A 12,911-nucleotide genomic window follows, 5' to 3' on the forward strand; every position below is an offset into this window, starting at 1 on the left:
ATGGTCGGCGCACTGCCGTACACCCTGCTGGCCGCGCTGGCCGCGGGCACGGTGGCGATCAGGTGGTCCAACGGCCAGTCCCCGGTCGTTGACCTGGCGCTGTGCGCGCTGGCGGCGGCCTGGATGTTCTGGCTGCACACCCTGTACCCCGCCTGGCGGACGCGGCCGAGGGTGATGGCGGTCTTCGTCGCCGGGCTGATCGTGATCATGGCGGTGCTGGTGGTCAGGGCACCGTGGTTCGGGCTGTTCACCCCGGCCGGGTACCTCTTCGCCTTCCGGGTGCTGCCCTGGCCGGGGCGGCTGGCGGGGGTCGCCGGGGTGGCGGTGGTGGCGGGCACCGCGCAGTCCTACGCGCTGGAGCTGGACACCGCGACGGGGCTGCTCTTCTACCTCATCGTGGTGGCCGCCAACGCGATCCCGCTGTGCGGCTTCGCCTGGTACGCCGAACGCACCGACCGGCGCAACGAGGAACGCCTGCGGGTGCTGGCGGAGAACGCGGCCCTGCACGAGCAGCTGCTCGTCCAGGCCAGGGCGGCGGCCGTGCACGAGGAGCGGGAGCGGATGGCGCGGGAGATCCACGACACCCTGGCCCAGGGCCTCACCGGCATCATCAGCCAGCTCCGCGCCGCCGAGCACGCCGATCCGGCGGACTGGCGGCGGCACGTGGCCACCGCGACCGGACTGGCCAGGGAGAGCCTGGCCGAGGCCCGCCGCTCGGTGCACGCGCTGCGCCCGGAACCGCTGCGCACCGCCCGCCTCGGCGAGGCGCTGACCAGCGTCGCGCGGGACTGGTCGGCGCTGCACCTGGTCCCGGTCCAGGTCACCACCACCGGCACGGCCCGGCCGCTGACCCAGGAGGCCGAGGTCGCGCTGCTGCGGGCAGCCCAGGAAGCGCTGACCAACGTGGCCAGGCACGCGCGGGCCAGCCGGGTGGGCGTGACACTGTCCTATCTGGACGAGGAGGTGGCCTTGGACGTGCGCGACGACGGCGGCGGTTTCGACACCGCCCGGCGCGGCGCCGGGTTCGGGCTGGTCGCGATGCGGCAGCGGATCGAGGGCCTGTCCGGCACGCTGCTGGTGGAGTCCGGGCCCGGCGCGGGCACCGGCATCTCGGCCAGGGTGCCTGCCTCGTGATCAGGCTGCTGGTGGTGGACGACCACCCGGTGGTGCGGGACGGGCTGATCAGCATGTTCGCCCGCGAACCGGACTTCGAGGTGGTCGGTGAGGCCGCCGACGGGGCCGAGGCGGTCCGGCTCGCCGGGACCCTGCGGCCGGAGGTGGTCCTGATGGACCTGCGGATGCCCGGCATGGACGGGGTGGCCGCGACCAGGCAGCTGGCCGGGACCGGCGCCCGCGTGCTGGTGCTGACCACCTACGACACCGACAGCCACGTGCTGCCCGCGATCGAGGCCGGGGCCACCGGCTACCTGCTCAAGGACGCGCCGAGGGAGGAGCTGCTGCGGGCGGTGCGCGCCACCGCACGAGGCGAGGCGGTGCTCGCGCCCACGGCGGCGGCCCTGCTGATGAACCGGGTGCGCTCCACCGCCAGCCTGCTCAGCCAGCGGGAGCTGGAAGTGCTCCAGCTGGTGGCGGGCGGGGCGACGAACCGGGAGGCGGCGGCGAAGCTGTTCATCACCGAGGCCACGGTCAAGTCCCACCTGCTCAACATCTACGGCAAGCTCGGTGTCAGCGACCGCGCCGCCGCCGTCACCGAGGCGTTCAACCGAGGTCTGCTGGTGCCGAAGTCGCCGTGACCGCGCGCAGGAAGGCCAGCACCGGCACCCGCAGCCTGGCCAGCTCCTCGTCGGTGGCCACGGTGATCCGGTCCTGGCGCGGGCGGAAGTGGCGGTTGACGAACAGCTGGTACTCCTCGATCTCCGGGGTGATGCCCGACCAGCCGGTGACCAGGTGGAACAGCTTGCGGCGGCCCGCTTCGCCCTGCGCCGAGCAGAGCAGGGCCTTGGGCAGCCAGCCGAAGGTGCGGCGGCCCAGCGAGGTGCCGACGAAGGCGGCACGGGGGATGTCCAGTGCGGCAAGGACTTCCGCCAGCCAGCGGGTGTGCCCGCCGGAGACCAGGGGGAGGCGGTGGGGAGTGCTCAGGCCGGGCTCACCGGGATGTCGATGGCGTGCAGGCGGAAGTGCCGGGACCACTCGGCCGCGACGCCGAGCCAGGAGGCGGCGTTGCCGCTGGAACCGTGCAGCGGCACCAGCGGCGGGGCGTCGACTGGACCGCTGGAGACGACGAAGGTGTCACCGTCCGAAGTGGACAGTGTGCGCCGGTCGGCGGGGGAGGGCCAGCGGTCGAGCAGGGCGCGGTAGCGCTCGCCGAGCAGGCGTTCGCTGTCCGGGGTGCGGTAGATCGTGCTCACCGGGTCACCAGGCGGTCGACCAGGTCGAGCAGGGCCGCGGTGTCGCCGACCGGGCCGTTGAGGATGATCTTCATGCTGGCCCGCTCCTGGTCGTAGTAGGTCTGCACCCGCATGGCCGGTGCGGAGAAGTCGCGGCCCTGCAAGGAGGCGGTCAGCGCGCCGCTGACGGCGCTCATCAGCTCGAAGCTGATCGCGTCGATCTGCACCACGGTCGAGGCCTCGGCGTGCCGGTGCCGGGCCGCGGTCTCCCTGGCCGGTGGCTCGGCGGCGCGGCCGGTGAGGGCTTCCAGGTCCCGGCGGGCGATCCGGTACTGCTTGCCGATCCGGACCGCCTTCAGCCGTCCCTCGCGCACGTAGTTGCGCACGGTCTTCACGTGCAGGCCGAGCACGTTGGCCACGTGCTCCACGGTGTACAGCTCGTCGTCCACGAACACTCCCTAGGTTCCCTTACCTCCGCAACCGTAGCAGAAGGAGGGAAGGATAGGGAGTGATAGGGAAGATCGTGGTGCACTCGGTGGCCATTCGATGAATTCCGGTGGTCGGACTGCTCCGAGCCGGTGCCGGACGTGGTGGCCGGGCCGTACGGAGGGCGAGAATGCGTCCTACCGGCAAGAATGTTCCGGCTGGGGCCTGATCTCCCCCGAACGAGGTTGAGGACCATGACCAAGAAGGACGACGCCGTCCGCACCGCGACCGGCCGCGACTGGACCGAGTGGCTGTCCCTGCTGGATGCCGCGGGCGCCGCCGAATGGGACCACAAGGGCATCGTCAAGCACCTGGCCGCGGACTATCCGCAGGTCAGCAGCTGGTGGCAGCAGTCGATCACGGTCGCCTACGAGCGCGCCCGCGGCAAGCGCGCGATCGGGGAGACCGCCAGCGGCTTCCAGGTCGGCGTGCAGCGCAGCGTGTCCGCGGGGGCCGATGTGGTGTGGAAGGTGCTCACCGAACGGCCCGAGCTGTGGCTGGGCGGCCCGGTGCGCTTCGAGCCGGGCAACCAGTACGAGGGCGGCGGGGTCAGCGGCGAGATCAGGGTGGTCAAGCCGGTCGACCGGGTCCGCTTCACCTGGCGGCGCACCGGCTGGGACACCCCGGCCACCGTCCAGGTCAGCCTGCTCGGCGAAGGCGGCACCACGGTGCACGTCCTGGTGGAGAAGCTGCCCGACGCCCAGTCCCGGGAGTGGGCCCGTGAGCAGTGGCGGATCGCGCTGGAGCGCATCGCCGCCGAGGCCGGCTCCTAGGCCGCGCCGCCGGGCGGGTACCGCGTGGTGATGCCGGTGAGCACGAGGTCGATCCCGGCCAGGAACTGCTCGCGGTCGTCGTGCTCGCGCATCTGCTCGGCCACCGCCCTGAGGAACGGGTAGTCCGCCGGGTCGAGCTCCTCCCACGCCTTCGAGGCCGCGGCCAGGAACTCGCCGCGCTCTGCCGCGGAGCCGACCACCCGGCCGTTCGCGGCGTTCTGGCCGGCCGCGCCGAGGATGTGGTGCACCAGCGCCGAGGCCACGGTGAACCAGTCGGTCTCCGGCACGCCCAGCGCGCTGACCTGCCTGCCGATGCGCTCGAAGATCCGCGGCGTCACCGAGCCCCACGGGCTGTGGGAGAGCTGCGCGGCGAGCTGGGTGGCCAGCCACGGGTGCTCGTCGATCGCGTCGAACAGACCGAGCGCGACCGCGCGGATCCGCGCCTGCGGCGAGTCCGCTGACCCGGCCGGTTCGGTGGCCAGCGCGGCGGTCAGGACGGCCTCGGTCGCGGCGTCGAGCAGCTCGCCCTTGTTCGCCACGTGCCAGTAGATCGCCCCTGGTCCGGTGGCCAGGCGCTCGGTCAGCGCCCGGAAGGTCAGCCCGCCCTCGCCCGCCTCGTCGAGCAGCTCGACGGCGGCCGCCACGATGCGCGCCCTGGAGAGCGCCTCCGTCCGCCGCTGTGACCGCGTTGCCATGCGCCCATCTTGACAGGTCTGGAGCGCTGTTCCAAAGTTGGAACGGCATTCCAATCTTCCGAAGGAGCCCTCGTGCCCACTCCCGTCACGATCGTCGGCGCCGGCCTCGGCGGACTCACCCTGGCCCGCGTCCTGCACGTGCACGGCATCCCGGCTGCGGTCTACGAGGCCGAGCCCTCGCCCACCGCACGCACGCAGGGCGGCATGCTCGACATCCACGACTACAACGGGCAGCTTGCCCTCGAAGCGGCCGGTCTGATGGCGGAGTTCCGCGGCCTGGTCCTGGAGGGCCGCCAGGCGATGCGGATCCTGGACCGGGACGGCACGGTGCTGTTCGAGAAGGCCGACGACGGCACCGGCGGCCGCCCCGAGGTGCAACGCGCCGACCTGCGCCAGTTGCTGCTCGACTCGCTCCCGCCAGGCACCGTCCGGTGGGGCCACAAGGCCACCGGCGCCCGCGCGCTCGGCGAGGGCCGCCACGAGGTGACCTTCGCCGACAGCACCACCGTGGTCACCGGCCTGCTCGTCGGCGCGGACGGCGCCTGGTCCCGGGTCCGGCCGCTGCTCTCCCCGGCCACCCCCGAGTACGCGGGCACCGCCTTCGTCGAGACCTACCTGTTCGAGGCCGACACCCAGCACCCGGCCGCCGCGGCCGCGGTCGGCGGCGGATCGCTGATCGCTGCCACGACCGGCAGGGAGATCCACGCGCACCGGGAAAGCGGCGACACCCTGCACACCTACGTGGTGCTCACCGAGCCCCTGGAGTGGTTCGCCGCCATCGACTTCACCGACGCCACCGCGGCCACCGAACGGATCGCCAGGGAGTTCGAAGGCTGGGCCCCCGAGCTCACCGCGCTGATCACCGAGGCCGACACCCCGCCGGCGCTGCGCCCGCACTACGCCCTGCCGACCGGACATCGCTGGGACCGGACACCGGGGGTGACCCTGCTCGGCGACGCCGCCCACCTCACCGCCCCCAACGGTGAAGGCGCCAACCTGGCCATGCAGGACGGGGCCGAGCTCGGCAAAGCCCTGGCCGCGCACCCCGGCAACCTCGAAGCCGCCCTCGCCGGCTACGAGCAGGCCATGTTCACCCGCGCCGCCGACTCCCCTGACATGGCCGCTGTCCGGGAGCACCTGTTCGGTGACGACCTCCCGCACAGCCTGGTGCGGATGTTCACCGAAGCCGAGCAGAACCGTTGAGCCACCGAGGGATCAACGTGCACACCTGCTTGCCCGTTCGCGCCACGAACGAGGGAACTGGATCTTCCCGGGGATAGCTTCGCAGCATGACCAACCCCCTCCCCGTCGTCCTGGTGCACGGTTTCTGGCACGGCAGCTGGTGCTGGAGTCCGGTGACCGAGCAGCTGGCCGCCCGAGGCGTCCAGTCCGTCGCGGTCGACCTGGAAGGACACGGGTTACGGGGCCCCGCGCCGCGCGCCGCCTGGACCCGGCCGTTCGACGCCGAGGCCTTCGCCACCGAGAAGTCGCCCGTCGCGACCGTCACCGCCTCCTCCGCGGCGGCCCTGCTCGCCGAGCAGGTGCGCGCGATCGGCGGCGGGCGGCCATGCCTGGTGGTCGCGCACAGCATGGGCGGCGTGGTCGCCACCGCGCTGGCCGAGCTCGCGCCGGAGCTGGTCGGCGGGCTGGTCTACGTCGCGGCGTACGCACCGGTGAGCGGGCAGCCCGCGGCCTTCTACAACACCTGCCCCGAGGCCGAGGGCGGCCAGTCGCTCCCGCTGCTGGCCGCCGACCCGGAGCTGGTGGGCGCGGCGCGCATCGACTTCGGCGACCCCGACCGGCACGAAGAGGTCAAGGACTGCTTCTGCCACGACGTCGACGACCGCACCGCGGCGGCCGTGATCGCCCTGCTCAGCCCGGACGGCCCGCTGGGCATCCCAGCGGAGGAGCTGACCATCACCCCGGAGCGCTATGGCAGCGTCCCGCACTCCTATGTGGTCTGCACCAAGGACAACGCCATCCCGATCGCCCTGCAACAGCGCTTCATCACCGAGATCGACGCGGTGTCGGCCGCCCCCACCACGGTCACCGAGCTGGACTCCTCGCACTCGCCGTTCCTGTCCCAGCCCGCGGCCCTCGCCGAGGCGATCGCCAAGGCCGCGGTCTAGGGCAGGTCCAGCTCCACGGTGGTTCCGGTGGTGGCGGTGACCGCGCCCGCGGTCTGCTCGGCCAGCCACCGCCGGAAGCCCTCGGCCTCGGCCTCCGGCACGTGCACGGTCAGCCGCACGCTGCTGCCGTAGCCGACCTCGGCGATCCGGTGCCCGGCCGCGCGCAACGCGTGCTCCAGCCGCCCCGCCTCGGCGTGCGCGGCGGTGATCTCCAGGGTGGCGAAGCGGCCCCGGCGCAGCAGGCCGACCGCGTCCACCGCCTCGGAGACCGCGCGGCCGTAGGCGCGGACCAGGCCACCCGCGCCGAGCTTGGTGCCGCCGAAGTAGCGGGTCACCACGGCCACCACGTCGACCAGTTCCCGCCGCACCAGCACCTCCAGCATCGGCACCCCGGCGGTGCCCGCGGGTTCGCCGTCGTCGCTGGAGCGCTGCGTGCCGTCGCCGAGGCGGAAGGCCGTGCAGTTGTGGTTGGCCGACCAGTGCTCCTTGCGCACCGCGGCGATGAACTCCGCGGCGGCCTCCTCGGTCTCCACCCTGGCCAGGTGGCACCGGAAGCGCGAGCGCTGGATCTCGATCTCGTGCACGCCGTCGCGGGCGACGGTGGCGGTCATCGGCGCAGCTCCACCAGGTCGGCCAGCTCGGCGTCGGAGAGTTCGGTGAAGGCGGCTTCCCCGGCGGTGAGCACCGAGTCGGCGAGGTCCTTCTTCACCGCGATCAGCTCGGCGATCCGGTCCTCCACGGTGCCCTCGGCGATCAGCCGGTGCACCTGCACCGGCCGGGTCTGCCCGATCCGGTAGGCCCGGTCGGTGGCCTGGTCCTCCACCGCGGGGTTCCACCACCGGTCGTAGTGCACCACGTGGTCGGCCCTGGTCAGGTTGAGCCCGGTGCCCGCGGCCTTGAGCGACAACAGGAACACCGGCACCTGACCGTCCTGGAACCGCCGCACCAGCTCCTCCCGCCGGGGGACCGGGGTGCCGCCGTGCAACAGCTGGGTGCCGATGCCGCGCGCGGTGAGGTGCTGCTCCAGCAGCCGGGCCATGGCCACGTACTGGGTGAACACCAGCACCGCGCCGTCCTCGGCCAGGATGGTGTCGAGCAGCTCGTCCAGGAGTTCCAGCTTGCCGGACCTGTTGTCCAGCTTGGGTTCTGGCTCCTTGAGGAACTGCGCCGGGTGGTTGCAGATCTGCTTGAGCGCGATCAGCAGCGAGACGATCCGGCCCCGCCGCGCCATCGGCCCGTCGCTGTTCTTGATCGCCGCCAGGCTCTCCCGCACGGTCGCCTGGTAGAGCGCGGCCTGCTCCCTGGTCAGCGACACCGCCTGGTCGGTCTCGGTCTTGGGCGGCAGCTCCGGCGCGATCCCGGGGTCGGACTTGCGGCGCCGCAACAGGAACGGCCGCACCAGCCGGGCGAACCGGTCGGCCACCGCGGTGTCCCGCGCGCCCTCGATCCGCTTGGCCCACCGGGTGCGGAAGGCCGGCAGCGTGCCCAGCAGTCCCGGCGTGGTCCAGTCCAGCACCGCCCACAGCTCGGAGAGCGTGTTCTCCACCGGCGTCCCGGTCAGCGCGACCCGCGCCGGGGCCGGGATGGTCCGCAACGCCTTCGCGGTGCCCGAGCGCGGGTTCTTCACGTGCTGGGCCTCATCCGCCACCACCAGGTCCCAGGAGAACCCGGCCAGCACCGCCGAGTCCAGCCGCATGGTGCCGTAGGTGGTGAGCACGAACCCGCCGTCCACGCCGTCCAGCGAGCGGCCGTTGCCGTGGTAGCGGCGCACCGCGACGCCGGGGGCGAAGCGCTGGATCTCCCGCTCCCAGTTGCCCAGCAGCGAGGCCGGGCAGACCACCAGCGTCGGCGCGGGGAAGTCCTCGCGGCGGTGCAGGTGCAGCGCGATCACCGTGATCGTCTTGCCCAGTCCCATGTCGTCGGCCAGGCAGCCGCCCAGGCCCAGCTCGGTCATCCTGGCCAGCCAGCGCAGCCCGCGCAGCTGGTAGTCGCGCAGGGTCGCGGCCAGCTCCGGCGGCGGCTGCACCGGTTCCCGGCCGGTGTCGGGCTCGGCGATCCGCCCGCGCATGCCCTCCAGCCACCCGGTGGCGCGCACCGGCAGCCGATCCCCGGCCACCACCGCCGACCCGGTGAGCGCGACCTCCAGCGCGTCCATCCCGCCGAGCACCGCGATGGTCGGCTTGTCCGCCTTGCGCCGCAGGTCCGGCGGCACCAGCGTCCACTTCTCCCGCAGCCGCACCACCGGCCGCCGCGACTCGGTCAGCTGCGCCAGCTCGGCCTCGGTCAGCGGGTCATCGCCCAGGGCCAGCCGCCAGTGGAACGCGAAAGCCTTGTCCCCGCCGAAGAACGACGGCCGGTCCCCGGTCGCCGCCACCTCGGCCCGCGCGCTCAGCCCGCGGCCCAGCTCCTTCGGCCAGTGCACCTCGATGCCCGGCACCCCGCCGAGCAGCCGCAGCACCTCCTCATCGGCGAGCTGGATGTCCTCCGGCGTCTCGGACTCCAGCAGCCGGGCCAGCGGCGGCCAGGCCAGGGCGCTGCGGCGCAGGGCGGCCAGCACCCCGTCCCTGACCTCCGCACCGAGCCCGGCCACCCCGCCCGCCCACACCTCGGCGGCATCGGCCACCAGCGCCGGATCGGCCAGGCTGTGCACCTGGAGCACCGCCCGGAACAGCCGGGTCCGCCCGAACTCCACCCGCAGCGACACCCGCACCTCAGGCGGCCGCGGCGGCGCGGGCCGCGGCGTCCAGGAGGACAACACGGGCACCGGGGGAGCGGCCGCCGCCCCCATCCCGTCGGCCACCGCGGCCAGGAAGTCCCGCACCAGCTGCACCGGATCGCCGAACCCGGCCCGCTCCGGCATCTCCGCGGCCAGCCGCGCCACCCGCTGCTCGTCAGCCTCGCTCAACCGGCCCGCGCGACCGGCGGTGACCAGCTGCAACCCGAACACCGCCACCGTGCCCCAGTAGGCCGCGGCCGGATGCGCGCCAGGGCTGCGCCGCGCCCGGCTGAGCACCGGCAGCGCCTCGGCCACCGGCAGCCACCGGTCCTCGGCCACCCGCACCCGCCCGGCGCTGGGCGACGAGCCCGGCCGGAACTCCGCCGCGACCTGCCCGAGCTGTTCTTCCGTCAGCCGCACCCCGAGCCCTACTCGAACTCGCCGTGCCGCCCGGCCCCGCCGCTGAACCGCCGCGCGCCCTCCAGCGCGTCGGAGGCCAGCGAGACGAACCCGTGCCGCAGCTCGTTGGCGATGGCCGCGTCCTCGTCAAGACCGTCCTGCTCCAGCACCGACAACCGGTCCCGCCGCATGCAGGTCTGCGGGAACCGGGCCAGCTGCGCCGCCAGTTCCTCGGCCGCCGCGCGTGCCTGTCCCGGCGGCACCACCCGGTTGACCAGCCCGATCCGCTCGGCCTCGGCGGCGTCCACCGGCCTGCCGGTGAGGATGAGGTCCATCGCCCGCGAAGTGCCGATCAGCCTAGGCAGCCGGACCGTGCCGCCGTCGATCAGCGGCACCCCCCAGCGCCGGCAGAACACGCCGAAGATCGCGTCCTGCTCGGCCACCCGCAGGTCGCACCACAGCGCCAGCTCCAGCCCACCGGCCACCGCGTGCCCGCTGACCGCGGCGATCACCGGCTTGCCCAGCCGCAGCCGGGTCGGCCCCATCGGCCCGTCACCCTCGGCGGCGACCTGGTTGCCCCGCTCGGTGCCGACCGCGGTGAGATCCGCCCCGGCGCAGAACGTGCCACCCTCACCCCACAGCACCGCCACCGCGGCATCTGGGTCGGCGTCGAACTCCCGGAAGGCCGCCGCCAGCGCCGCCGCGGTCGGCCCGTCCACCGCGTTGCGCTTCTCCGGCCGGGACAGCACCACCGTGCTGACCGGCCCCTGTCGCTCCACGCGCACCGACATGGGCGAAACCCTAATGTCTACGGGCAGGCGCGAGTCGCGGCCACCCCGGCGAACCGCTCCCGCACCCACCGCTCCTGCTCGGCCGAGGACTCCCCGAGCACCCCGTCATGCCCGCCGGGAAACACCCGATAGGTCACCGCCGTGCCCTGCCCGCACTGCTTCCTGGCCTCCTCGGCAACGGTGTCGGCGGCCACGTCCACATCCGACGCCCCAGCGACCACCAGGATCGGCCCGGCCAGCGCGCCGCCGGAGTAGCGGTTGCCCTCGATGAAGGCGCGCGCGGCCGGATGCGCGGACCAGTTGGGGCGCAACAACTCCCGCGAGGTCGCGGTGCCGCTGACCGCCCGGCCATAGCCCCAGCAACCCTCCCGCAGGTACTTCCCGTAGTCCCGCAGCCCCGCCTCGCTCAGCATGTCCGCCGGGCTGAAGTCCTTGTGCTGCAACGCGATCGCACTGGCCACATAGGCCAGGTACTGCCCCTGGCCGGGGTTGTCCGCGACCCGCTCCTGCAACCGGTCATAGGGCGTCACCGGTGCCAGCGCGACCGCGCCGAGGAACCCCCCGGTCGGTTCGGTCACCTCCTGCCGGGCCACGCCCCACACCGTCTGCCCACCCTGGGAATGCCCGACCGCGACCCAGCGCGCCCCCAGTTCCGGCACCGCCCGCCGGGCCGCGGCCACCGCGTACCGGACGTCCTGGGCGTTGGCCGCCAGGGTGAGGTACTCGTGCCCGTCACCCGCGCCCAGCCCCGAGTAGTCCGCGGCCACCACCGCGTAGCCCCGCCCGAGCCACTCGGCCATCACCTCCGGGTAGTAGAGGTCCTTCATCAGCGAGGGCGCGCACTGCCGGGCCACCCCGCTGGTGCCGTGCGCCCAGGCCACCACCGGCCAGCCCCCGTCCGGCGGCTGCCCGGCCGGGGTGAGCACCGCCGCCGAGGCCGCCACCGGCGTGCCCGCCGCGGACCGCGAGTCGTAGACGATCCTGGTCCCGCTCGCTCCCGGCGGCAGCCGCCAGCCGGTGAACCGCTCGGCGCGCAGCACCGTGCCCGGGGCGGCCCCATCCGGGCTGACCTCGTAGAACCCGTCGCGGGGGAGTGCGTTGGCAGCCTCGGCCGCCTTCGCTTTGTCCACCGCGTCCGCCACCGGCGGCGCGCAGGCCGCCAGCAGTCCGAGCACCAGCACCGCCGCCATCCGCCTGCCCGCATCACGCATGCGGACAGGAAAGAGATCGCGGATCCTAACGTCAATGGTGTTGACATAAGCTGCGCCGGTGGCTCCCAAGCGCGTTCCCGAGCACCGCACCCGCCGCAGGCGCACCCAGGGGGGCCGGCTGCTCTCCGCGGAGCTGATCATCGACACCGCACTGCGGCTGATCGAGCTGCACGGCCCGGACGGGTTGTCCCTGCGCAGGCTCGGCGCGGCCCTCGGCGCGGACGCCACCGCAATCTACCGCTACTTCACCGGCAAGGACGACCTGCTGCTGGCCATCACCGACGAGCTGATCGGCCGCACCTTCGCCGGGCACCGCACCACCGGCGACTGCGTGGCGGACCTGCGCGCCCTCGGCGAGCGCATCTACCGGGCCAACCTCGCGCACCCCAGGGCCGCCGCCCTGGTCACCGCGCGGGTCACTGGCCGCGAGCACGAGACCGCCGCGGTGGAGACCATCCTCGGCATCCTGCGCGAGGCCGGCTTCCCACCGGCCGAGGCGGTCCGGCACTACCGCTGCTTCATCGGCATCGCGCTGTCCTTCGCCGCCCTGGACGCGGCCGTGCACACCGCGGAGCAGGCCGAGGACGCGATCTGGCGCGAGGTCTACGCCACCCTGCCCGCGCAGCGGTACCCGAACATCACCGCCAGCGCCGCCGAGCTGGTCATCCAGATGCGGGAGAGCCCGTTCCAGATGGCCATGGACGCCTTCCTGAGCACGCTCGCGGCGGAACTGCCTACCTCAGCACCCGGTCCAGGTGGTAGCGCATAGTGTCGGTGGCCTCGGCCCCGGTGAGCTGCCCGCAGGCCAGCTCGATGGTCAGCGCGTCGGCCAGCGACCAGATGATCCGCGCCTCCCGCTCCGGGTCCAGCCCGGCCGCCCGGCCCTCCTGCTGGGCCTGCCACACCACGTGCGTGGCCAGCGCGCGCAGCTCCGCGTTGTCCTGGAAGAGCACGTCGGCGATGGCCACGTCCTCCATCGCCCGGCCGAGGAAGGCCACGTTGACCCTGATCGCCTGCCGGGTGTCCGGATCGTCGCCGAGCACCTCCTCCAGCGCGGCCCGCAGCAGCTGCTCCGGCGACCCGGCCAGCCCGCTGAGCCGGTCCGCGATCCGCAGCTCCATCCGCTGCCCGGCCAGCTTGAGCCCGTAGAGCAGCAGCGCGTCCTTGTTCCGGAAGTAGTGCTGCACCCGGCCGACCGACACGCCTGCCTCGGCGGCCACCTCGCGCACGCTCACCGCCTCCAGCCCGGCGCGTGCGGCCAGCCGCCACATCGCCTCGGCGATCTTGGACTTCTGTTCCTCGGCCACCGGCCCACACTACCAATACGACCGTATTGACGAGCGGCTGGGTGGCGAACTACGGT

15 protein-coding genes are annotated in these 12,911 nt (G+C 73.5%); 6 read left to right on the forward strand and 9 right to left on the reverse strand.

Annotation, left to right across the window (positions count from 1 at the left end; genetic code table 11):
* Both N8J89_RS21305 and N8J89_RS21310 read left to right on the forward strand, forming a co-directional pair.
* Positions 1–1,134: a sensor histidine kinase gene (locus N8J89_RS21305; RefSeq protein ID WP_283658747.1), complete on the forward strand. Its 1,134-nt coding sequence runs from the start codon at positions 1–3 to the stop codon at positions 1,132–1,134.
* On the forward strand, positions 1,131–1,754 hold the full coding sequence (locus N8J89_RS21310; RefSeq protein ID WP_283658748.1) for a response regulator: 624 nt from the start codon (positions 1,131–1,133) through the stop codon (positions 1,752–1,754). Before N8J89_RS21305 ends, N8J89_RS21310 begins: the two co-directional genes overlap by 4 nt.
* On the opposite strand, the gene N8J89_RS21315 is transcribed toward N8J89_RS21310, so the two are convergent.
* From N8J89_RS21315 to N8J89_RS21325, 3 genes are read right to left on the reverse strand one after another with little or no spacing between them, the layout of a single operon-like run.
* The gene (locus N8J89_RS21315; protein ID WP_283658749.1) at positions 1,720–2,151 is read right to left on the reverse strand and encodes a hypothetical protein; all 432 of its coding nucleotides are present in this window, start codon (positions 2,149–2,151) and stop codon (positions 1,720–1,722) included. The genes N8J89_RS21310 and N8J89_RS21315 overlap by 35 nt on opposite strands.
* Positions 2,097–2,369 carry an alpha/beta fold hydrolase gene (locus N8J89_RS21320; protein WP_283658750.1) on the reverse strand — a complete coding sequence of 91 codons (273 nt, stop codon included), beginning with the start codon at positions 2,367–2,369 and terminating at the stop codon, positions 2,097–2,099. Before N8J89_RS21320 ends, N8J89_RS21315 begins: the two co-directional genes overlap by 55 nt.
* Positions 2,366–2,797 (reverse strand): helix-turn-helix domain-containing protein, encoded by a 432-nt coding sequence (locus N8J89_RS21325; protein WP_283658751.1) that lies wholly within the window; start codon positions 2,795–2,797, stop codon positions 2,366–2,368. Before N8J89_RS21325 ends, N8J89_RS21320 begins: the two co-directional genes overlap by 4 nt.
* Positions 2,798–3,028: 231 nt before the next feature.
* Between N8J89_RS21325 and N8J89_RS21330 the strand changes: the two genes are divergently transcribed.
* Positions 3,029–3,607 (forward strand): SRPBCC domain-containing protein, encoded by a 579-nt coding sequence (locus N8J89_RS21330; RefSeq protein WP_283658752.1) that lies wholly within the window; start codon positions 3,029–3,031, stop codon positions 3,605–3,607.
* Here N8J89_RS21330 and N8J89_RS21335 read toward each other — a convergent pair.
* Positions 3,604–4,302, reverse strand: coding sequence for a TetR/AcrR family transcriptional regulator (locus N8J89_RS21335; protein ID WP_283658753.1), 699 nt, complete (start codon positions 4,300–4,302; stop codon positions 3,604–3,606). The genes N8J89_RS21330 and N8J89_RS21335 overlap by 4 nt on opposite strands.
* Before the next feature lie 72 nt (positions 4,303–4,374).
* Here N8J89_RS21335 and N8J89_RS21340 point away from each other — a divergent pair, with 72 nt between their 5' ends.
* The gene (locus tag N8J89_RS21340; RefSeq protein ID WP_283658754.1) at positions 4,375–5,505 is read left to right on the forward strand and encodes an FAD-dependent oxidoreductase; all 1,131 of its coding nucleotides are present in this window, start codon (positions 4,375–4,377) and stop codon (positions 5,503–5,505) included.
* Between the two features lie 86 nt (positions 5,506–5,591).
* A complete protein-coding gene (locus tag N8J89_RS21345) occupies positions 5,592–6,431 on the forward strand; it encodes an alpha/beta hydrolase (protein ID WP_283658755.1) in 840 nt (279 codons plus the stop codon).
* Here the strand turns inward: N8J89_RS21345 and N8J89_RS21350 are convergent.
* From N8J89_RS21350 to N8J89_RS21365, 4 genes are all read right to left on the reverse strand, one after another.
* Positions 6,428–7,042, reverse strand: coding sequence for a YigZ family protein (locus N8J89_RS21350; RefSeq protein WP_283658756.1), 615 nt, complete (start codon positions 7,040–7,042; stop codon positions 6,428–6,430). The genes N8J89_RS21345 and N8J89_RS21350 overlap by 4 nt on opposite strands.
* Entirely contained in the window at positions 7,039–9,486 is a 2,448-nt protein-coding gene (locus tag N8J89_RS21355; protein ID WP_283666215.1) for an SCO1167/SCO6262 family helicase, read from the reverse strand. Before N8J89_RS21355 ends, N8J89_RS21350 begins: the two co-directional genes overlap by 4 nt.
* An 89-nt stretch (positions 9,487–9,575) precedes the next feature.
* Entirely contained in the window at positions 9,576–10,337 is a 762-nt protein-coding gene (locus N8J89_RS21360; RefSeq protein WP_283658757.1) for a crotonase/enoyl-CoA hydratase family protein, read from the reverse strand.
* A gap of 17 nt (positions 10,338–10,354) precedes the next feature.
* Entirely contained in the window at positions 10,355–11,548 is a 1,194-nt protein-coding gene (locus tag N8J89_RS21365) for an alpha/beta hydrolase (protein WP_283658758.1), read from the reverse strand.
* Between the two features lie 58 nt (positions 11,549–11,606).
* On the opposite strand from N8J89_RS21365, the gene N8J89_RS21370 reads away from it, so the two are divergent.
* Positions 11,607–12,317, forward strand: a complete 711-nt coding sequence (locus N8J89_RS21370; protein ID WP_283658759.1) for a TetR/AcrR family transcriptional regulator — start codon at positions 11,607–11,609, stop codon at positions 12,315–12,317.
* Here the strand turns inward: N8J89_RS21370 and N8J89_RS21375 are convergent.
* Positions 12,283–12,855 carry a TetR/AcrR family transcriptional regulator gene (locus N8J89_RS21375; protein WP_283658760.1) on the reverse strand — a complete coding sequence of 191 codons (573 nt, stop codon included), beginning with the start codon at positions 12,853–12,855 and terminating at the stop codon, positions 12,283–12,285. The genes N8J89_RS21370 and N8J89_RS21375 overlap by 35 nt on opposite strands.
* Positions 12,856–12,911: the final 56 nt, after the last annotated feature.

The sequence above is a fragment of the Crossiella sp. CA-258035 genome, assembly GCF_030064675.1.
GTDB lineage: Bacteria > Actinomycetota > Actinomycetes > Mycobacteriales > Pseudonocardiaceae > Crossiella.

Coding starts and splice junctions, on each gene's coding strand:
- N8J89_RS21305 (WP_283658747.1), top strand. CDS start 1: ATGGTCGGCGCACTGCCGTACACCCTGCTGGCCGCGCTGGCCGCGGGC.
- N8J89_RS21330 (WP_283658752.1), top strand. CDS start 3,029: ATGACCAAGAAGGACGACGCCGTCCGCACCGCGACCGGCCGCGACTGG.
- N8J89_RS21335 (WP_283658753.1), bottom strand. CDS start 4,302: ATGGCAACGCGGTCACAGCGGCGGACGGAGGCGCTCTCCAGGGCGCGC.
- N8J89_RS21345 (WP_283658755.1), top strand. CDS start 5,592: ATGACCAACCCCCTCCCCGTCGTCCTGGTGCACGGTTTCTGGCACGGC.
- N8J89_RS21350 (WP_283658756.1), bottom strand. CDS start 7,042: ATGACCGCCACCGTCGCCCGCGACGGCGTGCACGAGATCGAGATCCAG.
- N8J89_RS21360 (WP_283658757.1), bottom strand. CDS start 10,337: ATGTCGGTGCGCGTGGAGCGACAGGGGCCGGTCAGCACGGTGGTGCTG.
- N8J89_RS21365 (WP_283658758.1), bottom strand. CDS start 11,548: ATGCGTGATGCGGGCAGGCGGATGGCGGCGGTGCTGGTGCTCGGACTG.